This is a genomic window from Dermacoccus sp. BD5 (genome assembly GCF_044878485.1).
In the GTDB taxonomy this organism is placed as follows: Bacteria; Actinomycetota; Actinomycetes; order Actinomycetales; family Dermatophilaceae; genus Dermacoccus; species Dermacoccus nishinomiyaensis.
This window is the reverse complement of sequence record NZ_JANJER010000014.1, coordinates 1-25,777: the sequence shown is the minus strand read 5'-3', so window position 1 is coordinate 25,777 and position 25,777 is coordinate 1. Positions and strand designations below refer to the sequence as shown.

Annotated in this window: 23 protein-coding genes; 15 read left to right on the top strand and 8 right to left on the bottom strand. The window is 70.9% G+C overall.

The features are described from left to right. Positions 1-72: 72 nt before the first annotated feature. The 4 genes from solA (at position 73) to NQ706_RS10845 (ending at position 5,239) form a co-directional block, all read left to right on the top strand. A complete protein-coding gene (gene solA / locus NQ706_RS10860; RefSeq protein WP_006943656.1) occupies positions 73-1,206 on the top strand; it encodes an N-methyl-L-tryptophan oxidase in 1,134 nt (377 codons plus the stop codon). Between the two features lie 52 nt (positions 1,207-1,258). Continuing rightward, positions 1,259-3,073 carry a lysine--tRNA ligase gene (gene lysS, locus NQ706_RS10855; protein WP_038569412.1) on the top strand — a complete coding sequence of 605 codons (1,815 nt, stop codon included), beginning with the start codon at positions 1,259-1,261 and terminating at the stop codon, positions 3,071-3,073. 155 nt (positions 3,074-3,228) lie between these two features. After that, entirely contained in the window at positions 3,229-4,221 is a 993-nt protein-coding gene (locus NQ706_RS10850; protein WP_081873835.1) for a thermonuclease family protein, read from the top strand. Positions 4,222-4,387: 166 nt separating this feature from the next. After that, the gene (locus NQ706_RS10845) at positions 4,388-5,239 is read left to right on the top strand and encodes an acyl-CoA thioesterase II (RefSeq protein ID WP_006943642.1); all 852 of its coding nucleotides are present in this window, start codon (positions 4,388-4,390) and stop codon (positions 5,237-5,239) included. A gap of 21 nt (positions 5,240-5,260) precedes the next feature. Here NQ706_RS10845 and NQ706_RS10840 read toward each other — a convergent pair whose 3' ends face one another. From NQ706_RS10840 to NQ706_RS10830, 3 genes are all read right to left on the bottom strand, one after another. After that, positions 5,261-5,656, bottom strand: a complete 396-nt coding sequence (locus NQ706_RS10840) for a chorismate mutase (RefSeq protein ID WP_081873741.1) — start codon at positions 5,654-5,656, stop codon at positions 5,261-5,263. A gap of 34 nt (positions 5,657-5,690) precedes the next feature. After that, entirely contained in the window at positions 5,691-7,994 is a 2,304-nt protein-coding gene (locus NQ706_RS10835) for an AAA family ATPase (protein WP_081873834.1), read from the bottom strand. A 110-nt stretch (positions 7,995-8,104) separates the two neighbouring features. Beyond that, complete coding sequence (locus NQ706_RS10830; RefSeq protein ID WP_038569410.1) at positions 8,105-9,292, bottom strand: LuxR C-terminal-related transcriptional regulator; 1,188 nt, start codon at positions 9,290-9,292, stop codon at positions 8,105-8,107. Positions 9,293-9,562: 270 nt separating this feature from the next. Here NQ706_RS10830 and purD point away from each other — a divergent pair, with 270 nt between their 5' ends. The 6 genes from purD to purL all read left to right on the top strand — a co-directional run bounded on the left by purD (position 9,563) and on the right by purL (position 15,968). Then, on the top strand, positions 9,563-10,864 hold the full coding sequence (gene purD, locus NQ706_RS10825; RefSeq protein ID WP_038569408.1) for a phosphoribosylamine--glycine ligase: 1,302 nt from the start codon (positions 9,563-9,565) through the stop codon (positions 10,862-10,864). Further along, the gene (locus NQ706_RS10820) at positions 10,861-11,754 is read left to right on the top strand and encodes a phosphoribosylaminoimidazolesuccinocarboxamide synthase (RefSeq protein WP_038569406.1); all 894 of its coding nucleotides are present in this window, start codon (positions 10,861-10,863) and stop codon (positions 11,752-11,754) included. Before purD ends, NQ706_RS10820 begins: the two co-directional genes overlap by 4 nt. Next, positions 11,751-12,608 carry a DUF429 domain-containing protein gene (locus NQ706_RS10815; protein ID WP_051806161.1) on the top strand — a complete coding sequence of 286 codons (858 nt, stop codon included), beginning with the start codon at positions 11,751-11,753 and terminating at the stop codon, positions 12,606-12,608. The genes NQ706_RS10820 and NQ706_RS10815 overlap by 4 nt, the downstream gene beginning before the upstream one ends. 75 nt (positions 12,609-12,683) lie before the next feature. Continuing rightward, on the top strand, positions 12,684-12,941 hold the full coding sequence (gene purS / locus NQ706_RS10810) for a phosphoribosylformylglycinamidine synthase subunit PurS (protein ID WP_038569404.1): 258 nt from the start codon (positions 12,684-12,686) through the stop codon (positions 12,939-12,941). After that, positions 12,938-13,609 carry a phosphoribosylformylglycinamidine synthase subunit PurQ gene (gene purQ / locus NQ706_RS10805; RefSeq protein ID WP_038569400.1) on the top strand — a complete coding sequence of 224 codons (672 nt, stop codon included), beginning with the start codon at positions 12,938-12,940 and terminating at the stop codon, positions 13,607-13,609. The genes purS and purQ overlap by 4 nt, the downstream gene beginning before the upstream one ends. A 13-nt stretch (positions 13,610-13,622) precedes the next feature. Then, a complete protein-coding gene (gene purL / locus NQ706_RS10800; protein ID WP_081873738.1) occupies positions 13,623-15,968 on the top strand; it encodes a phosphoribosylformylglycinamidine synthase subunit PurL in 2,346 nt (781 codons plus the stop codon). Positions 15,969-16,184: 216 nt separating this feature from the next. On the opposite strand, the gene NQ706_RS10795 is transcribed toward purL, so the two are convergent. Beyond that, the gene (locus tag NQ706_RS10795) at positions 16,185-17,054 is read right to left on the bottom strand and encodes an Fpg/Nei family DNA glycosylase (RefSeq protein ID WP_038569395.1); all 870 of its coding nucleotides are present in this window, start codon (positions 17,052-17,054) and stop codon (positions 16,185-16,187) included. A gap of 50 nt (positions 17,055-17,104) precedes the next feature. Next, a complete protein-coding gene (locus tag NQ706_RS10790; RefSeq protein WP_051806159.1) occupies positions 17,105-17,965 on the bottom strand; it encodes a spermidine synthase in 861 nt (286 codons plus the stop codon). Between the two features lie 146 nt (positions 17,966-18,111). Between NQ706_RS10790 and NQ706_RS10785 the strand changes: the two genes are divergently transcribed. Next, entirely contained in the window at positions 18,112-18,480 is a 369-nt protein-coding gene (locus tag NQ706_RS10785; RefSeq protein ID WP_038571587.1) for a sterol carrier family protein, read from the top strand. 283 nt (positions 18,481-18,763) lie between these two features. On the opposite strand, the gene NQ706_RS10780 is transcribed toward NQ706_RS10785, so the two are convergent. Continuing rightward, the gene (locus NQ706_RS10780) at positions 18,764-20,836 is read right to left on the bottom strand and encodes a hypothetical protein (RefSeq protein ID WP_051806157.1); all 2,073 of its coding nucleotides are present in this window, start codon (positions 20,834-20,836) and stop codon (positions 18,764-18,766) included. A 121-nt stretch (positions 20,837-20,957) separates the two neighbouring features. On the opposite strand from NQ706_RS10780, the gene NQ706_RS10775 reads away from it, so the two are divergent. The 3 genes from NQ706_RS10775 (at position 20,958) to purM (ending at position 24,232) form a co-directional block, all read left to right on the top strand. Continuing rightward, on the top strand, positions 20,958-21,326 hold the full coding sequence (locus NQ706_RS10775) for a hypothetical protein (protein ID WP_006943257.1): 369 nt from the start codon (positions 20,958-20,960) through the stop codon (positions 21,324-21,326). Positions 21,327-21,407: 81 nt separating this feature from the next. Beyond that, positions 21,408-23,030 (top strand): amidophosphoribosyltransferase, encoded by a 1,623-nt coding sequence (gene purF, locus NQ706_RS10770; protein WP_051806155.1) that lies wholly within the window; start codon positions 21,408-21,410, stop codon positions 23,028-23,030. A gap of 86 nt (positions 23,031-23,116) precedes the next feature. Beyond that, positions 23,117-24,232, top strand: coding sequence for a phosphoribosylformylglycinamidine cyclo-ligase (purM, locus tag NQ706_RS10765; RefSeq protein WP_038569390.1), 1,116 nt, complete (start codon positions 23,117-23,119; stop codon positions 24,230-24,232). A 148-nt stretch (positions 24,233-24,380) separates the two neighbouring features. Here the strand turns inward: purM and NQ706_RS10760 are convergent, their stop codons facing one another. Beyond that, positions 24,381-24,578, bottom strand: a complete 198-nt coding sequence (locus NQ706_RS10760; protein WP_006943260.1) for a DUF3073 domain-containing protein — start codon at positions 24,576-24,578, stop codon at positions 24,381-24,383. 187 nt (positions 24,579-24,765) lie between these two features. Further along, positions 24,766-25,128 carry a hypothetical protein gene (locus NQ706_RS10755; protein ID WP_038569388.1) on the bottom strand — a complete coding sequence of 121 codons (363 nt, stop codon included), beginning with the start codon at positions 25,126-25,128 and terminating at the stop codon, positions 24,766-24,768. On the opposite strand from NQ706_RS10755, the gene NQ706_RS10750 reads away from it, so the two are divergent. Further along, a partial coding sequence (locus NQ706_RS10750) for an IMPACT family protein (protein ID WP_404360904.1) occupies positions 25,114-25,777 on the top strand: 664 nt, incomplete at its 3' end. The genes NQ706_RS10755 and NQ706_RS10750 overlap by 15 nt on opposite strands.

Genomic DNA, 25,777 nt, shown 5'->3' with positions numbered 1-25,777 from the left:
TTCCACAGTGGCATGCTGGCGGCACGTGACCGCGACGTACGCGTCGGGGCAACTCGGTTGAGAGGAATAGGCATGGAGACGGTCATCGTCATCGGTCTGGGCGGCATGGGGTCGGCTGCCGCGGCACATCTCGCGCGCCGCGGTGCGCAGGTCATCGGCCTCGAGCGGTTCGAACCCGCCCATGCCATGGGCTCGAGCCATGGCGGCTCGCGCATCATCCGGCAGTCCTACTTCGAGGATCCCGCCTACGTTCCGCTGCTCCTGCGCGCCTACGAGCTGTGGGACGACCTCGAGGCCTCGGCCGATGAGCCCGTCCGGACGCTCACCGGCGGCCTTTACGCAGGCGATCCCGACTCGCTCACGTTCTCCGGCAGCCTGCTTGCCTCCCAGCAGTGGGACCTGCCCCATGAGGTCCTCGATGCGGCCGAGATCCGCCGGCGTTTTCCGCACTTCACCCCGGCCGACCACGAGGTCGGGCTCTTCGAGGCCGCCGCGGGCTTCGCCCGGCCCGAGAACACCGTGCGTGCTCACCTCGCCCGTGCCTTCGCCGCGGGTGCCGATCTACGCTTCGGCGTTCGGGTGCTCGACTGGTCGAGCAATCCCTCGGGCGTGACGGTGCGGACATCGGAGGGTGAGCTGCGCGGGGATCGTCTCGTCGTGTGCCCTGGCGCCTGGGCGCCCCGTCTGCTCGAGGAACTCGAGGTGCCGATCACGATCGAGCGACAGGTGATGCATTGGTTCCCCACCGGTGCTGCGTACGCGAGTTTCGCCGCGGGGCCGATCTACATCCACGAGCGGGCCGATGCGGCCCAGATCTACGGCTTTCCGGCCATCGACGGGCCGGATGGAGGCGCCAAGGTGGCGTTCTTCCGAATGGGGGCCGAGTGTGATCCCGAGACGATCGCGCGTGATGTCGAGGCGTGGGAGGACGAACGGATGCGCGAGCGCCTCGCGCTCACCCTGCCGGCGCTGGCGCATTCGCCCGCGTCGGACGCCAAGGCCTGCATGTACTCGACGACACCAGACGAGCACTTCGTCATCGGCATGCACCCCGCGTACGACAACGTCGTCGTCGCGTGCGGCTTCTCGGGGCACGGCTTCAAGTTCGTCCCCGTGGTGGGCGAGATCCTCGCCGATCTCGCGCTCGGTGGCCACACGCCGCACGCCGTCGACCTATTCGACCCCACGCGATTCGCGGCGGCGTGACGGCCGCGGTCCGTGGTTCCGAGCACGGCGTGCACGCCCCTAAAATGGCGCCATGACGACTGTGCTGCCTCCTGACGCCGACTGGGTTTCGCGACTTGCCGACGAGACGATCGCCGAAGCCGAGAAGCGTGGCACGAAGGTCGTTGTCGCCTCCGGCATCAGCCCCTCGGGCCCGGTGCACCTGGGCAACCTGCGCGAGGTCATGACGCCGCACCTCGTCGCCGACGAGATCCGTCGCCGCGGCATCGAGTGTGAGCACATCATCAGCTGGGACGACTTCGACCGCTACCGCAAGGTGCCGAACGTCGAGGGCGTCGACGCCTCGTACGAGCAGTACATCGGCATGCCGCTGACGCGCGTGCCCGCGCCGAAGGGCAGTTCGGCGAGCAGCTGGGCCGAGCACTTCCGCGCCCAGTTCGAGGAGGGCCTCGCCGCGCTCGGAGTCGTCTACCGAGGCATCAGCCAGAGCGAACAGTACGGCGCGGGCGCCTACACGGATCAGATCCTCTTCGCGATGAGCAAGCGCGACGAACTCGACGCCATCCTCGCGCGCTACCGCACCCTGCCGAAGCCTGACGGCGACGCCGCCGGCAGCGGCAAGCCCGTCAAGGGCGGCAAGAAGGCGCCCGTGTTGTCCGAGGAGGAGCAGGCGGCAGCCGCCGAGGCGGAGGCCGGTTCCGGGGCAGCAGCCGAGGACGACGGCGGCAGCGCGTCCGGTTACTACCCGTACAAGCCGTACTGCTCGGCGTGCGGCACCGACTTCACCACCGTCACCGCCTATGACGACGCCACGCACGACCTCACGTACACGTGCCGCTGCGGGCACACCGAGACCGTCGACCTGCGTGAGCACCGCAACGGCAAGCTCGTGTGGAAGATCGACTGGCCGATGCGCTGGTCGGTCGAGAAGGTCGTCTTCGAGCCGTCGGGCGTCGATCACCAGAGCCCCGGTTCGAGCTTCGTCGTCGGCAAGGACGTCGCTCCGATCTTCGGGTGGGAGCGCCCGCTCGGCCCGATGTACGCGTTCGTCGGCATCAAGGGCATGGCGAAGATGAGCTCGAGCAAGGGTGGCGTGCCGACCCCGAAGGACGCGCTCGGCATCATGGAACCGGCCCTGCTGCGCTGGCTTTACGCGCGCAAGAAGCCGAACCAGAGCTTCACCGTCGCGTTCGACTCCGACGTGCAGCGCATGTACGACGAGTGGGACGCGCTCGTCGCGAAGGTCGCCGCCGACAAGGGCCAGCCGGGCGACGTCGCCGCCTACGTGCGCGCGTCGACGACGGCTGAGAAGGTGCTGCCCGCGACCGAGTACCCGGTCGCCTACCGCACCCTCGCGAGCATCAGCGACATCACGACGGGTGACGAGACGCAGACGCTGCGCATTGTCGGCACGCTCGACCCGGCGAACCCCCCGTCGAGCCTCGACGCGCTGCGCCCGCGCCTGACGAACGTCGAGAACTGGGTCGCGCGCTACATGCCCGACGACGAACGCACGGTCGTGCGGGAGACGAAGAACGCCGACGCCCTCGCAGCCGCCAGCGACGAGCAGAAGACCGCCCTGCGCATCCTGCTCGACGGCCTCGACGTACCGGGCGAGCAGGGGCTGCCGCGCATCGAGGACGCGTGGTCGCTCGACGGGCTGACGACGCAGGTCTACGGTGTGCCGAAGGTGCAGATCGGCAAGGGTGCCGACTTCCGACCCGACCGCAAGGCCGACCCGGAGACGGCCGCAGCCCTCGGCGCGAGCCAGCGCGAGTTCTTCAAGCTGCTCTACACACTGCTCATCGACAAGGAGACCGGCCCGCGTCTTCCGACGCTGCTGCTCGCCGTCGGCCCGCAGCGCCTGCGCGAACTCGTCACCCCCTGACGGCCGACCCCCGTCCACATCGGCGATTCTCGGCCACATTCGTCGAGCCGGGCGGGGTCGGTGATCGGGTCAGCGAACGCCGCAGTGACGGGCGTCTCCGCCCCGATCGGGCCGCGTTGTCGGTGCCGACGTCTACGCTGACGCGCGTGACGACGATGACGACGATCCGCGGAGCCGTGACGAGCCTGGGCGCGGCTGCGCTCCTCGCGGGCACCGCGGCCTGCGGCACCTCGTCGGACGCATCGCACTCGGCGACGAGCGCGTCGCCCACGGCGTCCTCGTCGAACGGCACGCAGCCGGCGCCCTCGGCGTCGGGCTCGTCGCGCGCGTCAGCGTCAGGGCCCAGGCCTGCCGACAGTGGCTCGACATCGACGAAACCGGCGTCCGACGCCGCGTCGAGTTCCGCGAAGGGCGGCGACACGCGCGGGCAGGGCGCCGGGACGGGTTCGGGAGCGGTGTACGACGTCGTCGGCGTCATCGACGGCGACACCATCGCCGTCCGTATCGACGGAAAGCGCGAGAAGATCCGCATCATCGGCCTCGACACCCCCGAGACGCGCAAGCCGAACACGCCCGTGCAGTGCTTCGGCAAGGAGGCGAGCAGTCACATGCAGTCGCTCGTGCAGAGCAAGCAGGTGCAGCTCGCGGCGGACTCGTCGCAGGGCGATCGCGACAAGTACGGCCGCCTGCTGCGTCACGTCTTCGTCGGCGGGACGACGAACGTCGCGCTCGCGCAGATCGAGGGCGGCTACGGGCGTGAGGAGACCTACGACGGGCCGTACGAGCATCGCCTCGAATATCTCGCGGCACAGAACCAGGCGAAGAACGCCCACCGCGGCACGTGGGGCCCGCCGTGCAACGGTTTTCACCAGGATGACGCAGGCTCGAGCGCTGCTGCGTCGACGTCAGCTGCGCCGGCACCCTCGACGCCCGTCGCGCCAGCCGCTCCATCGTCGCCGGCCGGTGCCGGCTCGACCGGCGGAGCGTGCGCGATCAAGGGCAACATCAACTCGAAGGGCGCCAAGATCGCGCACGCGCCCGGTTCGGCGACGTACGACAAGACCGTCATCACGCCGAGCAAGGGGGAGCGCATGTTCTGCTCCGCGGCCGAGGCCATCGCCGCAGGGTGGCGCATGGCGAACGACTGACCTGACCGCAGCGCACCACGTCGGCCTGGTGGCCACCCTGCTCGACGCCGGCCGATGCAGGCGCGCGCCGTGGGTGGGAAGGGCCCGGCCACGCCCCGCCACCCCCTGGATTACTCGCCGGTATGACTCAGCCCACACAAGGCCAATCGACTCCTACGATGGCGTCATGAGCGACACCACCACCTCGAACACGCCGGGCGAACAGAACCGGCACGACATCGACGTCCTGCTCGCCGCCGCCGCGCGGCAGCACGCCGTCACGATTCCGGCGGGCTGGGGGCAGGGTCGGGCGACGTTCGGTGGCGTCGTCGCAGGCGTCCTCGTCGCCCGCGTGCTCGGTGAGCTGGCCGCGGATCCGACGTCGCTGCGTTCGCTCACCGTCAACTTCGTCGCACCGGCCTCCGCCGGCCCGGCCGAGGTGCGCGTCGAGGTGCTGCGGCAGGGCAAGTCGGCGACACAGGTCGAGGCGCGCCTCGTGCAGCCGGACGATTCCGGCGAGAGCACCGTCCGCGCCATCGCCCTGCTGACGTTCGGTGCGCAACGCGACTCGAAGGTGGCGCTCGATCCGACCTTCGACGCAGGCACGCGCCCGGCGTTCGAGATGCTCGAGGCCATTCCGTACATCGAGCCGTTCACGCCCGAGTTCATCGCACGCGTCGACCTGCGCCCGGCCAGCGGGGTGCTGCCGTTCTCCGCAGCTACTGACGGTGACCTCACCGGCTACATGCGATTCCGCGAGCTGACCGACGACTTCGGCGTCGCGCACCTCGTCACGCTCATCGACGCGTGGCCGCCGGCAGCGGGGCAGATGCTGCACTCGCCGGCCCCGATGTCGACGATGACGTGGACGCTCGAGTTCACCGCGCCCGTCTCGTCCGACCCGGCGACGACGTGGTGGTACGACGTCACGACGGACGCCGCCCACGACGGCTACGCCCACTCGGGGGCGCGCATCTACGACCCCGCGAGCGGCGCCCTCGTCGCCATCAGTCGTCAGACGGTGGCGTTGTTCGGCTGACGCACACGCGAACCGCCGACGTCAGGACGCGTCGGACGCCGCCTGCAGGTGGTGGTGGATGACCTCGTCGATGACGAAGCGCAGGAACTTCTCGCTGAACTCGGGGTCGAGGCCCGATTCGGCGGCGAGGCCGCGCAAGCGGGCGACCTGACGCTCCTCGCGCGACGGGTCGGCGGGCGGCAGCTCGTGCGTCGCCTTGTACTCGCCGACGGCCTGCGTGATGCGGAAGCGTTCGGCGAGCATGTGGATGATCGCCGCGTCGATGTTGTCGATGCTGCGTCGGTACGCGCCGAGCACCGCGTCGGACGTGCCCGCGACCGAGCCGTGCAGACCGCCGTCGCCCGCGGTCGGGCTCGCGTTCGCGCCGCCGTCGGGGCCGTCACTCGCCGGCAGCGCGGCGTCAGGGGTGTGGGTCATGTCGTCCTCGCTCCGTCGTCACTCATGTCTCGCGTCAGCGCACGTCGAGCACCGTCATGCGGTGCGCGGCACGAGTCAGCACAACATAGAGAACGCGCGCGCCGCCAGGTGACTCGGCGGTGATCTCATCGGGGTCGACGACGAGCGTCGCGTCGTACTCGAGGCCCTTCGTCGACATCGGGTCGATGACGACGACGCGGCCCGCTGCGCCGTCGAGCTCAGCCAGCGCCTGCCGCCACGCCGCGGGCGCGATGACGGCGACGCTGCCGTCGACCTGCTCGAGCAGGTCGGTGACGGCTTCGCGGGCGCGGGCGATGACGTCGTCGCGGCTCACGTCGATCGAGACGGGGTGAATGCCGGTCTCGCGCACGGCGTCGGGGATGTCGGCGTCGGGCACGTAGCGTCGGATGAGGTCGGCCGCGAAGTCGAAGATCTCGCGCGCGTTGCGGTAGTTCGTCGTCATGTGGAAGCTCTGACGCTTCTTCGTCCCGAAGGCCTCCTCGCGTGCCTCGGCGGCTTCGTCGAGGTCGGGCCACGACGCCTGCGCGAGGTCGCCGACGACGGTCCACGACGCGAACTTTCCGCGCCGACCGACGGCGCGCCACTGCATCGGCGACAGGTCCTGCGCCTCGTCGACGAGGACGTGACTGTATTCCTCGGCGCGCGTGAGGCGCCCGGCGAGCAGCCGCTCGCGGGCGTCGGCGGGCGTTACCTCGAAGCCGACCTCGCCGCCCTGACGGCGCGATCCGGTCACCTCGACCTCGTGGACGCCGTAGTCGGTGAGGTTGTCGAACTCCTCGATCTCGTAGAAACCACGCTCCTCGCGGGCGGCCTCGGGCACCTCGGCGAGGCGGGCGAGCAGGTCGTCGACGAGCGCAACGTCGGCCACGGACCACTCGCCGCGCTCGACCGCGACGGCGATCGACGCGACGAGTTCCGCCTGCTCACCAATGCTCAGCACGCCGCGTGCATAGCGCGCGAGCCGGTCGGCGTCACCGAGCCACAGCAGCACGTGACGCGGGTCGATCGGGCGCCACCAGTCGGCGACGAACGCCTCGACGTCGCGCGAATCCTCGAAGCGGTCGACGAACTCGGTGCGCTCCAGGTTCGTGTGCTCGCGCACCTGCAGCCACGCCGCGGCCGCGAGGGCCTCGACGACGTCGGCGGGGTTGCCGGCGAGCTTGTTGTGCTGGTGGTGGCTGAGCAGGCTCGCGCGGATGCGGCGCAGCTCGCGCTCATCGAGGTGGACGGCGAGGCCCGCGACCATCGTGCGCAGGCTCGTCGCCGCGTCGGGCGCGACGTCCTTCGCGGCGCGCGAGAGCACCTTTCGGATGCGCAGCCCACCCTTGACGGCGGCCGCAGCCGGCGCGTCGAGGCGCGTCGCCGTCAGCCCGCCGACGAGGTCGCCGAGCGCGCGCAGCGCCACCGAATCCTCGCCGAGCGACGGCAGGACGCGCTCGATGTAAGCGGTGTAGGCGGCCGACGGGCCGACGACGAGGATGCCGCCCGACTCGAATCGGCGCCGATCCGAGTAGAGCAGGTAGGCCGCGCGGTGCAGCGCGACGACGGTCTTGCCCGTGCCCGGCCCACCCGTGATGAGGGTGACGCCGCGCGCGTCGGCGCGGATCGCCTCGTCCTGGTGGCGCTGGATCGTCGCCACGATGTCGCGCATCCGCGCCCCGCGCGAGCGCGTCAGGGCGGCCATGAGCGCGCCGTCACCGACGACCGTCATGCCCTCCGGCGCCTCCACCGTCATGAGGTCGTCCTCGACGCCGAGGACGCGAGCGTCACGGCAGCGCAGCACGCGGCGGCGCACGACCTTCTCCGGGGCGACGGGCGTCGCGCGGTAGAACGGTGATGCCGCCGGCGCGCGCCAGTCGATGACGAGTGGTTCGTACTCGTCGTCACGCACGCCCAGGCGACCGATGTAGCGCACCTCGAGGTCGTCACCCGAGCCGGTGGAGACGAACCCGCCGGCCGCCTCGGTGCCCGTCGCGTCGGTCGCGCCCGCACCCGCCGTCATCGCGTGGTCGAGGTCGAGGCGCCCGAAGACGAGGCCCTCGAACTGCTGCTCGAGTGTCGCGCGTCGCTTGCCGGCGGAGAACATGAGCGCGTCGCGCTCGAACAGGCCGGCCTTCTCCTCGTCGCGCATGTCGCCGGAACGGCTCGCGCGCCCGCGCGCGAGGCCTTCGGATTCGACGATGCCGACGCGCTCGCCCGCCTTCGCCAGTTCGGCGTAGACGCGCTCGACGTGCGCCTGTTCGATCGCGATCTCGCGGGTGACCTCGTCGGGCAGTTCGTCGACCTGGCCGGCCGGACGTCCCTCAACCGTGCTCACGCAGTGCTTCCCCTCGCCGTGCTGGCTCACCGCGCCGCGCGCGGATGACCCTCTACCTTAGAGCGTTCGTCGGCCCGTTCGGCGCGTCGGGGTGCATGTCGCGACAGGGCTCACAACCAGCCGCGTCGGGCGGCCAGCACCCCGGCCTGAAACCGTGTCTGGGCGTTGAGGCGATCCATGACGCTGCGGACGCGCCGATCGAACGTGCGCTGGCTGACGCCGACGCGACGCGCCACGGTGGCGTCGGGCACTCCTGCGGCGAGCAGCGTCAGGATGAGGCGCTCCTGGTCGCTCAACGCATCCGTCGTGGCAGCCTGCGCACCGTCCGTGCGTTGGCGCGCCATGGACTGCGTCGACGCACGCGGATGGGTCGCGGCGAGGGGAGCGGCGAGGCGCAGCATGAGGTCGATCGTCGACGACACCGCCGCGACGAGTCCGGCGTCGTGCACGACGAGCCCCGCCACACCGCCACCGCTGACGGTCTCGATGACCGCCATCCCGTCGTCGTTGACAGCGGCGGTGAACGGAACGCCCGTCGCAAGGGTGACGCGGACGTTCGGCGTGGGTTGCAGCGAGGCGAAGTCGTCGGCGTCGAAGTCGGCGACCAGGCTCGAGTCGATGACGGTGTCGACCGTCACGAGACGTTGCGAGGCGCCGACGCGCCCGTCGCGTGAACCGGGCAGCGCGTCGAGGATGGGCGAGCGCGTCGCGATGGATCGCGTGCGCATGGCTCGCACCTCATGACGAGCGTTCGCGACGCACTGGGCGAACGCGAAAGCGACCTCGCGCTCGCCGTCGAGCGCGTCGGTGCCTTCGAACAGTCGGTTCGCGCCCGTGACCTTCGCGGCGTTGCGGTGGGCGGCGACGAGGCCCGGCAACGCGGCGCGGATACTCGTCGCGCGTGACTCGAGCTGCCCCGCGAGGGTGGGCAGCGCCTGCTCCGGAGGCGTGACCCGCCACCCCGACGAATCCCGCTCGACCATGGCACGCGCGGTGAGGATGCGCAGGGCGACGGCGGTAGCGTCAACGGCGAATCCGGCTGCGGCGAGATCGTCCTCGTCGCACGCGCCGTGCATGAGCAGGTGGAGGTAGAGCTCGGTCGGACGGTCCTCGCCGATGAGGTCGGCGAGCGCGTTCGTCGTCGCAGCGCCCTCGGGCATCATCGCGGCGAGGTCGGCGATCGCGTCGGCGGGCGTGCCGCCGCCGATCGTGCCGGGGGTGCCGGCAGGCGCGCCGAGAGCGCCGGCGGGTGTGCCGGGTGCCCCCGAAGGTACATCGGTGGATGACTCATGGGGCATGACGGCCGCCTGTCGACGAGGGAGGAAGAAGTGACGCTCTTGGCGAATGTTCGCCAATGACGCAATTCTGCCAAACCGTGAGCGAACGGGTGCCCGTGGTCGTGCCATAGTGGGTCGTGCCGGCCCGTCCGGTGCGCGAAGGAGCGTGTCACCACCTCCCCCCGATGGTTCGACCCACTTCGCGCCAGGTGCGCGCCGCCCCGGGAGCATTTCCTCCCCCTGGGTTCCCGGGGCCGCGCGCGCCGCCTCCTCGCCGGTAGGGTTGCAGCCATGAAGGCTTTGGTCGTCGGAACGGGCGCGCGCGAGCACGCCATCGTCAAGGGGCTCGCAGCGGATCCGCAGGTCGACGTCATCGTCGCCGCCCCCGGAAATCCAGGCATGGCCGCCGACGCCCAGGTGCGTGACGTCGACATCCTCGACGGTCACGCCGTCGCCGAACTCGCGCAGGAGATCGGAGCCGACCTCGTCGTCATCGGGCCCGAGGCGCCGCTCGTCGCCGGGGTGGCGGACGCGGTGCGCGCAGCCGGAATCGACACGTTCGGCCCGTCCGCCGAAGCCGCCCGACTCGAGGGGTCGAAAGCGTTCGCGAAGGACGTCATGGCGGCCGCCGGCGTCCCGACCGCCGGCGCGCACGCGTGCACGAACATGACGCAGGTCGCCGCGGCCCTCGATGCGACCGGAGCCCCGTACGTCGTCAAGGACGACGGGCTCGCGGCCGGCAAGGGTGTCGTCGTGACGAACGACCGCCACGAGGCGCTCGCGCACGCCCGGGCCTGTCTCGACGCCGGGTCGAGCCTCGTCATCGAAGAATTTCTCGACGGCCCCGAGGTGTCGCTGTTCTGCATCAGCGACGGTGAGACGGTCGTTCCGCTCGAGCCGGCGCAGGATTTCAAGCGCGCCCATGATGACGATGCGGGCCCGAACACCGGTGGCATGGGCGCGTACTCGCCGCTCGACTGGGCGCCGGCGGGGCTCGTCGACGATGTCGTGAAGCGAGTCGCGCAGCCGACGATCGACGAGATGGCGCGCCGCGGCACGCCGTTCGCGGGCGTGCTGTACGTCGGGCTGGCGCTGACGTCGAAGGGCCCGAAGGTCGTCGAGTTCAACGCGCGCTTCGGCGACCCGGAGACGCAGGTCGTCCTCGCGCGTCTGCGGACGCCGCTCGGCGGTCTGCTGCGCGCTGCCGCACTGGGTGAGCTCGCTGACTTCGGGCCGCTCGAATGGAGCGATGACGCCGCCGTCACCGTCGTCGTCGCGAGCGAGGGTTACCCCGCAAAGCCGGTGACGGGTGCGCGCATCGACGGCCTCGACGAGGTGAACGGCGACGGCACCGCGGCGGGTGACGGTGCGTACGTCCTGCATGCGGGGACGAAGCTCGGCAGCGACGGCGGAATCGTCTCGTCCGGTGGGCGCGTGCTGTCGGTCGTCGGACGGGGTGCGGATCTCGCCGCCGCCCGTGAGGTGGCGTACGCGGGCGTCGAGCGCATCACGTTGCCCGGCGGTCATCACCGCACCGACATCGCACTCAAGGCACTCAAGGGTGAGATCACCGTCGAAGGAGAGCAGGCATGAGCGAGACACTCGAACTTCCTGGGTACGCGCACGTCTACTCCGGCAAGGTGCGCGACCTGTACGCGCCGCTCGACGCGGACGGCGAGGCTCGCGACGACCAGGTGCTGCTCGTCGCGAGCGACCGCATCTCGGCGTTCGACTTCATCCTCTCGACACCGATCCCCGACAAGGGCAAGGTGCTGACGCAGCTGTCGCTGTGGTGGTTCGAGCAGATGGCAGACCTCGTGCCCAACCACGTCGTCTCGACGGACGTGCCCGACGCCGTCGCGGGCCGTGCGGTGCTCGTCGAACGGCTCGACATGGTGCCGCTCGAAGCCATCGCCCGCGCGTACCTGACGGGTGGCGGGCTCGCCGAGTACCGCGAGACGGGGGCGGTGTGTGGGGTGGCCCTGCCGGACGGCTTGGTCGATGCCTCGAAGCTCGAGACGCCGATCTTCACGCCGACGTCGAAGGCCGAGATCGGGGATCACGACGAGCCGATGACGTTCGACGAGGCCGTCGTGCTCGTCGGGCGGGAGCGCGCGGATGAGATCCGTGACCTCACCGTGCGAATCCTCGCGCGTGGCAACGAGATCGCCGCCGAGCGGGGCATCCTCATCGCCGACACGAAGGTCGAGTTCGGCGTGCGCGCCGAGGGCACGCTCGTGCTCGCCGACGAGCTGCTGACGCCCGACTCGTCGCGCTTCTGGCCGGCCGCGTCGTGGCAGCCGGGGCGCGCACAGGATTCGTACGACAAGCAGTTCGTGCGCGACTGGCTGATGTCCCCGGCCTCTGGTTGGGACAAGTCGTCGGGCGAGCAGCCGCCGGCGTTGCCCGACGACATCGTCGCCGCCACGCGCGCCAAGTACATCGAGGCCTACGAAGCACTGACGGGCCGCACGTTCGCGTGACGGGTCGCAGGGCGGCGGGCGAGCCCGAGGTTCAGCGACCGGCCCACGGCATCAGCATCGGTGTCGATCTGGCTGCCGCCCCGGTCAACACCGCTGCGGTGGAGCTGGCTTGGGAGGGGGACCGCGCGACGATCGTCGACGTCTGGGGCGAGGGTCGTGAGTGCGTCGAAGACGCGATGCTCATCAGCCTGCTCGATCGCAGTGACGCCAAGATCGGCGTCGACTGCCCGTTCGGCTGGCCTCAGGAGTTCGTCGAACTCGTGGGTGATCAGGGTAGTGGGGAACCGGGAGGGTCCGAGGTGCGGGAAGCGTCCTACGCGACGCCGGACGAACGCCAGCGCTTGGTCTATCGGGCCACGGATCTCGACGTCATCGAGGTGACGAAGCGCCACGGCTCGAGCGCTGATCCGGCGCGGCCGGCCGTCAGGCCGCTCAGTGTCTCGGCCGATCGCATCGCCCACGTGGCGTTCCGCTTCGCGGGGTTGCGCTCGCGCCTCAGCGTCACCTCCTCGTCCCCACGCGACGGTTCGGGGGCGCTCGTCGAGGTGTATCCCGCAGCGGCCCTGGCCCTGTGGAACGCGCCCTCGTATCGGAAGTACAAGGGTGCGGGGAGCGAGGCCCAGCGCGCGGAGATCGTCGCGGCGCTGTGCGCAGGAGTTCCGGACATCATGTCGTCGTGCGCAAACATCGACGAGCATCGCAGTGCGTTGATCGCCTCGGATCACGTCCTCGACGCGTTCATCTGCGCGCTCGTCGCGCGCGACGCGGATCTGCGCGGCGTGCAGGTCTCGAGTGCGCACCGTGACGCGGCCCGTCAAGAGGGCTGGATCCACCTGCCGCTGCGCACGACGTGAGCGGGAATGGGGCGTTGTCGGTGGCGCCGCCTAGACTCAGGGTGCTGGACACACCGCCTCTCACAGGGAGAACCCATGGGCCACGTCGTCGTCGACGTCATGCTGAAGTCCGAGATCCTCGACCCGCAGGGTCAGGCCGTCGCCGGTGCGCTGCCGCGCCTCGGTTTCGAGCAGTTCACCGACGTGCGCCAGGGCAAGCGTTTCGTCCTCGCCGTCGACGGTGATGTGACGGACGCGCACCTCGCTGCGGCGCGTGAGGCGGCCGACAAGCTGCTGAGCAACCCCGTGATCGAGGACGTCGTCAGCGTGCACGACCTGAAGGACGAGCAGTGAAGATCGGCGTCATCACCTTCCCCGGTTCGCTCGACGATCACGACGCGAAGCGCGCCGTCCGCCTCGCCGGGGGAGACCCCGTCGACCTGTGGCACGGTGACGCCGACCTCAAGGGCGTCGACGCCGTCGTCGTGCCGGGCGGTTTCAGCTACGGCGACTACCTGCGCTGCGGCGCCATCGCGCGCTTCGCCCCTGTCATGGATGAGCTGATCCCCGCGGCGCAGGGCGGCATGCCGGTGATCGGCATCTGCAACGGCTTCCAGATCCTGTGCGAATCGCATCTGTTGCCCGGCGCGCTCATCCGCAACGACCACCAGAAGTTCCTGTGCAAGGACCAGGTGCTGCGTGTCGAGAACACCTCCACCGCGTGGACGAACGCTTTCACGGCCGATCAGGAGATCACCATCGCGCTGAAGAACGGGGAGGGCTGCTTCGTCGCCGATGACGCGACGCTCGACCGTCTCGAGGGCGAGGGCCAGGTCGTCTTCCGCTACCTGCAGGGCAACCCGAACGGCTCGTACCGCGACATCGCCGGCGTCACGAACGAACGCGGCAACGTCGTCGGCCTCATGCCGCACCCCGAGCACTGCGTCGAGGAGGGCTTCGGCCCCTCGACCGACGGGCTCGCCTTCTTCACGTCCGCCATCACGGCGCTCGCGAGCGTCTGAGGAGACAGCACTGATGACTGAGATGAACACGAGCCCGGAGCCGGGCCAGCTCGCCGCTGCCGAAGAGGGCTTCAGCGCCGACAGCCAGATCATCGCCGCACCGAAGACGGACGGCCTCGACACGGTGAGCAAGGCCGAGGCGACGCCCGACGTCGAGCAGCCGTGGGCCGAACTCGGCCTCAAGGACGACGAGTACGCGCGCATCCGCGAGATCCTCGGGCGTCGCCCGACGAGCGCCGAACTCGCGATGTACTCCGTCATGTGGAGCGAGCACTGCTCGTACAAGTCGTCGAAGACGCACCTGCGCCGCTTCGGCGACCTGCCGAGCGAGACGCCGCGCGGCAAGCAGCTCGCCGGCATCGGCGAGAACGCCGGCGTCATCGACATCGGTCAGGGCTGGGCCGTCACCTTCAAGGTCGAGAGCCACAATCACCCGAGCTACATCGAGCCCTACCAGGGCGCCGCGACCGGCGTCGGCGGCATCGTCCGCGACATCATGGCGATGGGTGCGCGCCCGATCGCCGTCATGGATCCGCTGCGCTTCGGCGCGCTCGACCACCCCGACACCGCGCGTGTCCTGCCCGGTGTCGTAGCCGGCATCGGCGGCTACGGCAACTGCCTCGGCCTGCCGAACATCGGCGGCGAGGTCGTCTTCGACGACTGCTACCAGGGCAACCCGCTCGTCAACGCGCTGTGCGTCGGCAAGCTGCGCCACGAGGATCTGCACCTGGCCAAGGCCGCAGGCCAGGGCAACAAGGTCGTGCTGTTCGGCGCCAAGACGGGTGGCGACGGCATCGGCGGCGTCTCGGTGCTCGCCTCCGAGACGTTCGACTCCGAAGGGCCGACGAAGAGACCCGCCGTCCAGGTCGGCGACCCCTTCGCCGAGAAGGTGCTCATCGAGTGCTGCCTCGACCTGTACGCGGCGGGCGTCGTCGAGGGCATCCAGGATCTCGGGGGCGCCGGATTGTCCTGCGCGACATCCGAACTCGCCTCCGCCGGTGACGGCGGCATGCACATCGAACTCGACCGCGTGCCGCTGCGCGACAGCTCGCTGCGGGCCGAGGAGATCCTCATGTCCGAGTCGCAGGAGCGCATGATGGCCGTCGTCGCGCCAGACAAGCTCGACGCGTTCATGGCGATCGCCGAGAAGTGGGACGTCGAGGCCGTCGTCCTCGGCGAGGTCACCGACGGTGAGAACCTCGTCATCACCTGGCACGGCGACGTCGTCGTCGACGTGCCGCCGCGCTCCGTCGCGCACGACGGGCCGGTCTACGAGCGCCCGCTCGCGCGACCCGAGTACCTTGACGCGATGCAGGACGACGTGTCGTCGCTGCTGCGCCGACCGGCGTCGGGCCACGAGCTGCGCGCGCAGCTGTTGCAGGTGCTGGGTTCGCCGAACATCGCCGACAAGTCGTGGATCACCGACCAGTACGACCGCTACGTCATGGGCAACACGGCGCTCGCCATGCCTGACGACGCCGGCGTCGTGCGCGTCGACGAGGGCACCGGGCTCGGCGTCGCGCTCTCGACGGACTGCAACGGCCGTTTCGCGAAGCTCGACCCGTTCATCGGCGCGCAGCACGCCGTCGCGGAGGCGTACCGCAATGTCGCGGCCGCCGGCGCGACGCCGCTTGCCGTCTCCGACTGCCTCAACTTCGGCTCGCCCGAGGATGCGGGCGTCATGTGGCAGTTCAGCCAGGCCGTCGACGGCATCATCGAGGCGTGCCGCGCGTTCGGTACTCCCGTGACGGGCGGCAACGTGTCGTTCTACAACCAGACGGGTGACGTCGCGATCCACCCGACGCCCGTCGTCGCCGTCCTCGGCGTGCTCGACGACGTCAGCAAGCGCACGCCGTCGGCGTGGAAGGATGCGGGCCTCGCGCTCTACGTGCTCGGGGAGACGCGCGACGAGCTCGACGGCTCCGAATGGGCCGGCGTCGTGCACAGCCACCTCGGGGGCCCGCCGCCGATGGTGCACCTCGAGAACGAGAAGGCGCTCGCGTCGGTGCTCATCGACGGTGCCCGTGACGGCCTGCTCGCCGCGGCTCACGACCTGTCGTCCGGCGGTCTCGCGGTCGCGTTGGCTGAAGGCGTCATGCGTCATGGTGTCGGTGCGTCGGTGTCGTTCACCGACAACGCGTTCGTGTCGCTGTTCTCCGAGTCGGCCGCTCGCGCCCTCGTCGCGGTGGCACCGGAGCACGTCGAGGCGTTCGAGGCGCTCGCGTCGAAGGCCGGTGTAGCCGCAGCGAAGATCGGCGAGACGGGTGGCGGCGCGCTCGCCGTCGGTGACCTGTTCTCGATCCCGGTCGCCGAGCTCTCCGAGACGCACCAGGTGCCGCTGCGAAAGATCTTCGGCTGACGGCCTGCGCATCGCTGACGGTTGGTGCGCGGTCGTTCGAGAGGCCCATTCCTGGAACCAGGAATGGGCCTCTCGGCGTGTTCACGAGGTGCGGGCCCGGGCGGTGCCCCATCTCGGCTCGGCTGCTCGGATTGGGGCTGAAACTGCGCCATGCGGGATTGCGGCTCTCAACTGGCGAGTCGGGGTCTGAAACTCTGCCATGCGGGATTGCGGCCCTCACGGGTTGGGCGTGCGACGGCGGTGATGCGGCTGGCAGCGTGGGCACCAGAACAGGTTGCGGCCCGCGAACTCCTCGAGTGCCACGGGCGTGCCGCAGACGAGGCACGGTTGCCCCGCGCGTCGATAGACGTAGACCTCGCCGCCGTGCTTGTCGACGCGCGGATAACGCCCCATGATCTCGGGCGAGTGTTCGTCGCGGACGGTGTCGATGCGGCCGTCGCGTACCCCGAGCGGCATGAGCGCGACGAGGTCCGCCCAGATCGCGTCGAACTCGGTGCGGCGCAGGAACTTCCCCGGCATCTTCGGGTCGAGGCCGTGGCGGAAGAGCACCTCGGCTCGGTAGATGTTGCCGACGCCGTTGAACACCTTCTGGTCCATGAGCAGCGCGGCGATCGGCGTCGACGTGCGGCGGATCCGCACCCACGCGACGTCAGGGTCGGCGTCCGTGCGCAACGGGTCGGGCCCGAGCTTGCCGACGATCGCCGCCACCTCGTCCGGAGTCTTGAGCGCGCAGACGTTGGGGCCACGCAGATCCATGACCACACTGCCGCGCGCATCACCGTCGTCGGCCGATGCTCCGAGACGCCACCGGATGGCGCCGGTGATCGGCGCCTCGACGGGCTCGACACCGTACGTCCAGAAGAACTTTCCGAGCAGACCAAGGTGGATGTTGACGCGCTCGTCGAGCCCTTCGAACGCGACAAGCATGTGCTTGCCGTAGGCCTCGGCGTGATCGAAGGCACGGCCGTCGATGCGCGCGGAGCTTTCGGCGAATCGGCCCTGGGGAGAGGAAGATTTGATGATTCGCCCAGCGAAGTTGTCGTTCATCATCCCCGCGATGCGGTGCGTGACGTGACCCTCGGGCATCGTTCTCCTTCGTCGTGGCGGTGCAGCCGATCGTGTCACGCTCGCAGGCGTCAGCGCACTCGCCACGCACCGAGCTGCGGCGGGACGGGGGAGCGTGCCGCGTCGTTGTCGGTGAAAGGGGCGCCCGCCCGCAACATCCGTGCCAGCTCGGCGCCGCGCCGGACGCCCGTCGGCAGGGGCGCACGAGCGGCGGCGCGGGTGACGGCGTCGAGGTCGAGGGCGCTGGCATCGGCCGACGCGGCCAGCACGACGTTGCCGAAGCGCTTGCCCTTGAGCACCTCGTGCGCCCCGACAATGACGGCGTGTGGCAGCACGGCGGTGAACGTCGCGGCGGCGCGTGATGTCCACGCGAACCCTGGCTCGTCGGCGAGATTGGCGATGAACACGCCACCCGGCTTGAGCACACGCGCGACGTCGGCCGCGAACGTCGGGCTGACCAGCTCGGCCGGCACGCGTCCGTCGGCGAATGCGTCGAGGACGATGACGTCGGCCGAGTCGTCCTTGAGAGCTGCGACGCCCGAGGCGCCGTCAGCCGGCCGTACCCGGATGCGATGCGTGCGGGGCAGCGGCAGTTCGCGACGGACGGCGTCGGTGAGGCGGACGTCGGGCTCGAGGACGATCTGCGGCGACCCGGGGCGGGTCGCCTCGACGTAGCGTGCCAACGTCAGTCCTGCGCCGCCGACGTGCGTGACGCCGAGCAGGGACGGCACGGGCGGCGTCAGCGCGTCGAGCACGAGCGCGAAGTGCTGGACGTACTCGAACTCCAGCAGCGTCGGATCGTCCGGGTGGACGTGCGACTGTGGGTGCCCGTCGCGCATGACGGTGACGCCGCCGCGCTCGTCGGTGATGAACTCGAAGGGGTCGCCGGCGGCGGTCTCAGGGGCAGTCGTGGGGATGCGTCGGCGAGCCATGCGACCAATGTAGGCGGTGCGAATGTGGACGGAAATCGCCGATGGAGGCAGGAATCGCGAAGGTGGACAGGAATCGCCGACGTGTCCGTGGTTCGCCGATGGGAACGAGAATCGCGGAAGGGGAGGGCGCCCCTAGGATGGGGCGCATGCCACCTCGTCGCCGCATCGCGCCAGAAGCGGGTCGCGCCGCCGTCCTCGCCTGGGCCGCGAACCCCGCTGACACGGCACGACCCACCACCGCCCTCGCCGTGCGCTACACGCTCGAAGAGCTCGGCATCCAGGTGCCCGGCCGCACCGTCGAGGTGCGCGTGCCGCCGTTCGGCGCCGTCCAGTGCATCGAGGGCCCGGTCCACACGCGCGGCACGCCCCCGAACGTCATCGAGACCGACGCCGTCACCTGGCTCGAACTCGCCACCGGCCGCCTGACGTGGGACGCCGCCCGCTCCGAGGGGCGCCTGCGGACGTCGGGGCAGCGCGCCGACGTCTCGGCCCAACTGCCGCTCGTCCCAGCCTGACGGGACTCGCAACGGTGCCGGGCTGGCCAGCAGCGCCGGCCGCGGAGGTGGCCGGGGCCCCGCCCCGCCCGGGAGGCAAACGGAGCCTGGAGGATGGCGGGAAACTCACAGGTCGGCGGGCAGTTACCTGCCGACGTGTGAGCTACTCGCCATCTTGCTGTCAGGGGAGCGTGTGCGGACCCGCGCGATGTGCGCAGGGTGCCGAAGGGCTCGGTCAGGCGGCCGAGAACGGCGATGGCCGCCCACCTTCGAGGTGAGCGGCCATCTTCAGGAGCCGAGTCGATCAGCGCTGAGCGGGGTCCCAGTGGCGGAACATCGCGGCCTTGGCGGCGTCCACGCTCGTGAACCACACCTCGGCCTCGGTCTGCTCGTAGCTCGGGCTTTCGTGCGTGTGGAACAGCATCGTGTCCGCGTTGCCTTTGATCGTGTACGCCGGCGACGGTGCCGAACCGTCCTCGTTGGGCTCGGCCGAGCCGGGGCCGAAGGGACCGTCAGCCACCTCGGCAGCCGAGACCTCAGCCGCCGTGGGAGCAGCCTGCAACGGCGAACCGGCGCCCTGCGGCGACTGCCCCGACTCGCTCGATGAAGCCGTGTCGTGAGCCAGCTCGTCGGACGTGAAGTCCTGCAGTGGCTGAGCGGCGTCGTCGGTGCGTACGTCGGCCTCGACCGCCGTCTGCGAGGCGCTCGCGGCATCCTCGGTCGCCGGCGGCTGCGCCACCGTCGTCGTGGCAGCGTTCGACGCAGCGCCGGTCGTCGACGTGGACGGGTCGGCGACGGGCTCGCTCACACCGACACCGGCCGACTCCGCAGGCGCTGCGGCCGCGTCTGTCGTCGCCGGAGCGAACTGGTCAAGCTGGTCCAACGGCAGCGGCTCGGTGCCCCAATCGTCGCCGCCCGAGGGCTTCGGCGCAGCAGGGGTCGTGGCGGGTGCCGACGCGGCGGCGTCCTGCGCTCCCGAGCCCGCGTGCTTGGACTGCGTCTGCGTCGCGGTCGAGTCGGCTTCCGCGGAACGGTCCGACGCGTCGGTCGCCGTGTCGTCCGACGAGCGGCCCGACGCCATCGCGGCAGCGGCGGCCGACCCTCCCGCGACACCGGCCGCAACCGCAGCACCGGACGTGCCGTTGTCGGTGGTGTCAGCGGCCTGTTCGGACGGGCGGGTGGCGGCGTCAGTCGTCGTGTCGTTCGTGCTCGTCGATGCGCCCTGAGTCGACGTCGAGTCCGCCGCCGGGGTGGATGCTGCTTCGGCAGCGGCCTTCTCGCCGTCAGCTTCGGGAGCAGCCGGGGCGACCGGGGTCGAGTCAGCAGCGGTGGACGCGGCCGCAGTGGCAGCCTTCTCGTCCGTCGCTGCGGGCGCTGCCGGGGCGAGCGAGTCGAGCTGGTCGAGCGGCAGCGGCTCCGTTCCCCAGTCATCGCCACCCGACGACGCCGGTGCGGGTGCCGGGGCCGCGGCAGGTTGGCTCGTCGCCGTGTCCCGGGCCGGTGCGGGGGTCTCGGCCTGGGCCGGATCGCTTGCCGGCGCAGCTGCCTGCGGCTGCGCAGCGGGGGCGGAGTCGTCGAGAGCCGGGGGAGCAGCGTCCCAGTCGTCACCACCGGAGGCGGCGGGCGTGGCCTGCGGTGCCTGGGTGGCTTCCGGGGTCTGCTGCGGCTGCGCAGCGGGGGCGGGAGCGGAGTCGTCGAGAGCCGGGGGAGCAGCGTCCCAGTCGTCACCACCGGACGCGGCAGGCGCAGCGGCGGCCGGGGCGGAGTCGTCCAGAGCGGGGGCGGGGGCGTCCCAGTCGTCGCCGCCGGATGCGGCAGGCGCGGCGTTCGCAGCCTGAGACGGCGCGGCCGGGGCAGCGGTCGCGTCGAGAGCCGGAGCGGGGGCATCCCAGTCGTCACCACTCGATGCGGCGGGCGCGGCGGGCGTCTCGTGAGCAGGAGCCGGGGCGGCATCCCAGTCGTCGGCCGCTGCCGCAGCGCCACCGGCAGCCGCCGCAGCACCGGCCGCGGCAGCCTTCTGGCCGTTGGACGGCGCGTTCTTCGGCGCGGGAGCCTCCGTCTTCGCGGGCGCGTCCTGGGCGGCCGGCTGCTGCTCGGCCGTCTCGTTCTTCGGTGCGCCGGTCTTCACCTCGTCGGCCGTCTTTGCGGCACCCTTCGCAGGCTTCTCCTCGAGTTCGGAGGTGGCCGCGGCCTTCGCGTCAGGCGTCTCGACGCTTTCGTCGACGGAGTCGTTATGGCCGATCTTGTTCTTGCCGTTCACTCCGTGGATGCCGACCGAACCCGGGCGCTTCGGCGCGCCCTTCTTCGGGTCGCGCATGAGCAGGTAGGCGATCAGAGCCAGCAGCAGGATGACGTTTTCGAGGATGAACCACTTCACGGTCGCGTCCCATCAGTCGTACGAGCACACATTTCTGTGGCCACCCTACCGCCGAGTCACTTGCGCCGGGCCGGGATTTACCGCGTCGTGATGCGCCCGCGGGCGTTGCTACCGTGGTGGGGTGAGCACGCCTGAACCCCGCACCGAAACCGCCGAGCGCGACGAGAGCCGCCACGACACCCGTGACGACGCCCGCCCGGCGTCGGAGGCCCCACGCCCGGCACATGACGAGGTGCGCGCCGACGAACGTCCGGCCATGAACCGCGACGGCGTGCCCCTCGCTCGCGTGCGTCGTGCGCCCCGCGTCATGCCGTTCCTGCTGACGGGCGCCGTCATCGGAGCCCTCGCGGGCCTCTTCGTCTCCCTCGACGGCGGTGACGGCGGCAACTACACGGCGTCGTCATCGACCGGTTACCTCGTCGTCCTGTTCGGTGCCCTCGGCACGCTGCTCGGCGGCCTCGCGTTCGTCGTCGCCGACCGTCGTTCCTGACGCCCGTATGCGTCCTGCGCCCCGGCGCCCGGCTGCCCGTAGGATGCACGCTGCGGCTCAGGTCGTGAAAGACTGATGTCTGTGGCACGCGGCGACGGCAAACTCTCACACGACATCCATCCCGGCGAGAAGGGCCCCCAGGACGCATGTGGCGTCTTCGGGGTCTGGGCGCCGGGTGAAGAGGTCGCGAAACTCACCTACTACGGCCTGTACGCGCTGCAGCACCGCGGCCAGGAGTCGGCAGGTATCGCGACGAGCGACGGCAAGAGCCTGCTCGTCTACAAGGACATGGGCCTCGTCTCCCAGGTGTTCGACGAGACGAGCCTCGCCTCCCTGCGCGGCCACCTCGCGATCGGCCACTGCCGGTACTCGACGACGGGTGGTTCCACCTGGGAGAACGCGCAGCCGACGCTCGGTGACACCGAGGCGGGCACCGTGGCGCTCGCGCACAACGGCAACCTCATCAACTCCGCCGAGCTGCGCGAGAAGCTCGAAGAGATCCACGGCGAGCTCGGCAACACCTTCGGCGAGCTGCGTCGCGGCAACACAACCGACACCGCGCTCGTGACGGCGCTGCTCGGCGCTCAGTTCGACACGAGCCTCGAGAAGACGGCCCTCGCCCTGCTGCCTCACCTGCGGGGCGCGTTCTGCTTCGTCTTCATGGACGAGAACACGCTCTACGGCGCGCGTGACCCGCAGGGCATCCGCCCGCTCGTCATCGGCCGCCTGGAGCGCGGTTGGGTCGTCGCGAGCGAGACGGCGGCGCTCGACATCGTCGGCGCCAGCTACGTGCGCGAGGTCGCGCCGGGCGAGATGATCGCCATCGACGCGGACGGTCTGCGCTCGACGACGTTCGCCGAGCCCGAGCCGAAGGGCTGCGTCTTCGAGTACGTCTACCTCGCCCGTCCCGACACGACGATCGCCGGCCGCGAGGTCTACGAGAGCCGCGTCGAGATGGGTCGTCAGCTCGCGCGTGAGTTCCCCGTCGACGCCGACATGGTCATGCCGACACCGGAATCCGGGACGCCCGCCGCGATCGGGTACGCCGAGGAGTCCGGGATTCCGTACGGCATGGGCCTGGTGAAGAACGCCTACGTCGGGCGGACGTTCATCGCGCCGAGCCAGACGATCCGCCAGCTCGGCATCCGCCTCAAGCTCAATCCGCTCAAGCCCGTCATCAAGGGCAAGCGCCTCGTCGTCATCGACGACTCGATCGTGCGCGGCAACACCCAGCGCGCCCTCGTGCGGATGCTGCGCGAGGCCGGCGCGGCCGAGGTGCACGTGCGCATCTCGAGCCCGCCCGTGCGCTGGCCGTGCTTCTACGGCATCGACTTCGCGACGCGCGCCGAACTCATCGCCAACGGCCTCGTCGTCGACGAGATCGCGACGTCTCTCGGTGCCGACTCGCTCGGTTACATCAGCGAGGACGGCATGATCGCCGCCACCGGGCAGCCCCGCGAGAACCTGTGCACCGCGTGCTTCACGGGCCGTTACCCCGTCGAGCTGCCCGCTGATGATCGCCTCGGCAAGGGCCTGCTCGAGCTGCAGCTGCCTGTCGAGTTCGGCGGCGTCGATCCGACGACGGTCGGTACGGCCGACCTCGGCCAGGACGAGTCGATCGACCTCGCCCGCACCAACCCCGACGGCGTCTCGCCCGCCGGGGGCGCCGCCGTCAGCCCGGCCCGTCGGCACACGTCGAACTGACCGACGCCTCTCGATCCTCCCGCGCCGCCGCAGCACTGACGGCGGCGCCGCGCCCGCACCGTGACCTCGCACCTCGAAGGACGACGATGACCCAGCACAACGAACCCATCACCTACGCCGGCGCCGGCGTCGACGTCGAGGCCGGCGACAAGGCCGTCGAGCTGATGAAGGCGTCCGTCAAGCAGGCCCAGCGCCCCGAGGTGCTCGGCGGCCTCGGCGGGTTCGCTGGGCTGTTCGACGCCTCCGCCCTCGCGCGCATGGAGCACCCGATCCTTGCGACGTCGACGGACGGCGTCGGCACGAAGGTGGCAATCGCGCAGGCGCTCGACACGCACGACACGATCGGGTTCGACCTCGTCGGCATGGTCGCCGACGACATCGTCGTGTGCGGCGCGGAGCCGCTCTACATGACCGACTACATCGCGACCGGCAAGGTCGTGCCCGAGCGCATCGCGGCCATCGTCAAGGGCATCGCCGCCGCGTGCCGTCAGGCGAACGTCGCCCTCATCGGTGGGGAGACGGCCGAGCACCCGGGCCTGCTCGCCGCGGACGAGTACGACGTCGCGGGCGCCGCGACGGGCGTCGTCGACAAGGCCGATCTCATCCTTCCCGAGTCGGTGCGCGAGGGTGACGTCGTCCTCGGCCTCGCCGCGAGCGGCCTGCACAGCAACGGCTACTCGCTCGTGCGCAAGGTCTACGCGAGCGCCGGGTGGGGCTACGACAAGCACGTCGAGGAGTTCGGCCGCGCGCTGGGGGAGGAGCTGCTCGAACCGACGCGGGTCTACGCTGCCGACCTGCTGCGCCTCATCCGCACCGACGGCGTCGACATCCACGCGCTGTCCCACGTCACCGGCGGGGGCCTGGCGGCGAACGTCGCCCGCGTCCTGCCCAAGGGCATGGGCGCGCGCATCGAGCGTTCGACGTGGACGCCGCCGGCCGTCTTCGACGTCACCCAGCGCGTCGGCAACGTGCCCCAGGATGACATCGAACGCACCCTCAACATGGGCGTCGGCTTCGTCGCCGTGCTGCCCGCCGAGCAGGCCGCGACGGCCATCGAGGTGTGCGCCGAACTCGACCTGCCCGCATGGCGCATGGGCGAGATCGCACGCACCGAGAACCTCGACGCCGCGGAGGCAGAGATCATCTCCGGCGCCAAGGGCGTCGACGCCGGCGCCTGCCAGATCGTGGGCAGCTACGCCTGACGCGTGAGCACGGGCGCTCGAGCCCCTCGAGCTCGGCGCTCGTCGCCGGCCCACGCAAAAGTCAGCACGACGAGAGCCTCCGTCCCGATGGGATGGAGGCTCTCGTTCACGTCAACTCAAGAAGAAGCGGGTTGCGCGCTCGTCGTGGTCAGTCGTCGTCCGACGCCCACTTGGAGTAGCGGTCATATTCGTCGCCCTCGTCGTCGGCTTGCGCCTGACGCGTTTCGTTCGCGCTGCGCGAGGCACGGAGCTCTCGCTCCAACGCGCTGAGGTCGGTGTCCGGCGAGAAGTACTTGAGCTCGCGTGCAACCTTGGTCTGCTTGGCTTTGGCCCGGCCGCGCCCCATGGCGAGACCCCCTCTGTCGTGTTGCCAGGGCGGCCGTCATCACCCCGCACGCGGGCGTGCGGACGTCAGGCGGAGGGCCCTGGGGATCCTAAGTTTCTGTCGTGGGAGTAACGCTACCTCAGGTGCGTTGATTTCCGCCCATCGACGCGGATCGCCGGGCGCCTCGCGCGGCCATGAGTGACCGGTCTCACTCCGTGTGGGTGGTGGCCGAGCCTGGATCGTCGACGACACGCCGCCGGGCGACGACGAACGTTCCCGCGAGGGCGAGCGCGCCGAGGCCGAAACCACCCAGGACGAGGGCAGGTTCGTTGTCGCCGGGCTCGTCGACCGTCGGCGTCGTCGGCCCCTTGACGGTGCTCGGGGAGGCCGTGGCGGTCTGCACGGTCAACTCCTGAGCTCCCTCGGACGCCCCGGCGGTGCTGCTCGAGCTCACACCCGGGCTGCGCGTGATGGCGGCGGCGGGAGAGGACGACCCCGCGGCGACGGCGAGCACGCAGGCGCCACCGACGACGAGGGCGCGAGCGGATGCGGGCAGATGGCGCGACGTCATGCCCCCATTCTGACGTGCACGCGACGGGGGCGCCACGTTCCGCGTCGTCGTTTCGCATCATCGCGCCCGGTATCGTCGCCGGACATGACGACGTCTCGGTTCACCACCCTCGCAGGCCCGGCCATCGCCGAGATCGAGGTCAAGCGCTCGCGGTTCCTGTGTGAACTGACGCCGGTGGGGGCGGGTGACGACGACGCGTCGGAGGTGGCCGCACGGGCCGTCGTCGAGGCCGCTCGTAAGCAGCACTGGGACGCGCGCCATCACTGCAGCGCGTTCGTGCTCGGCCCCCAGCGTCAGGTGCGGCGCAGCAACGACGACGGCGAGCCGTCGGGCACGGCGGGCGCGCCGATGCTGGAGGCGCTCGTCGCCTCGGGTCTGAGCGACGTCGTCGCCGTCGTGACGCGCTGGTTCGGCGGCACGCTGCTCGGCGCCGGAGGGCTCGTGCGGGCCTACGGCGACGTTGTGCGCGCCGCGCTGGCCGAGGCTCGCGTCGTCACCTACGAGCGTCGCCTCGTCGTGGCGGGCCCCCGGGCCCACCCCCCCCCCGGGCCCGGGGGGGGCCCCCCCCCCCCCCCCCCGGGGGCCCGCGCGGGGGGGGGGGGGGGGCGCCGCCGGGGGCCCCCCGGGGGGGGGGGGGGGCGGGCGCCCC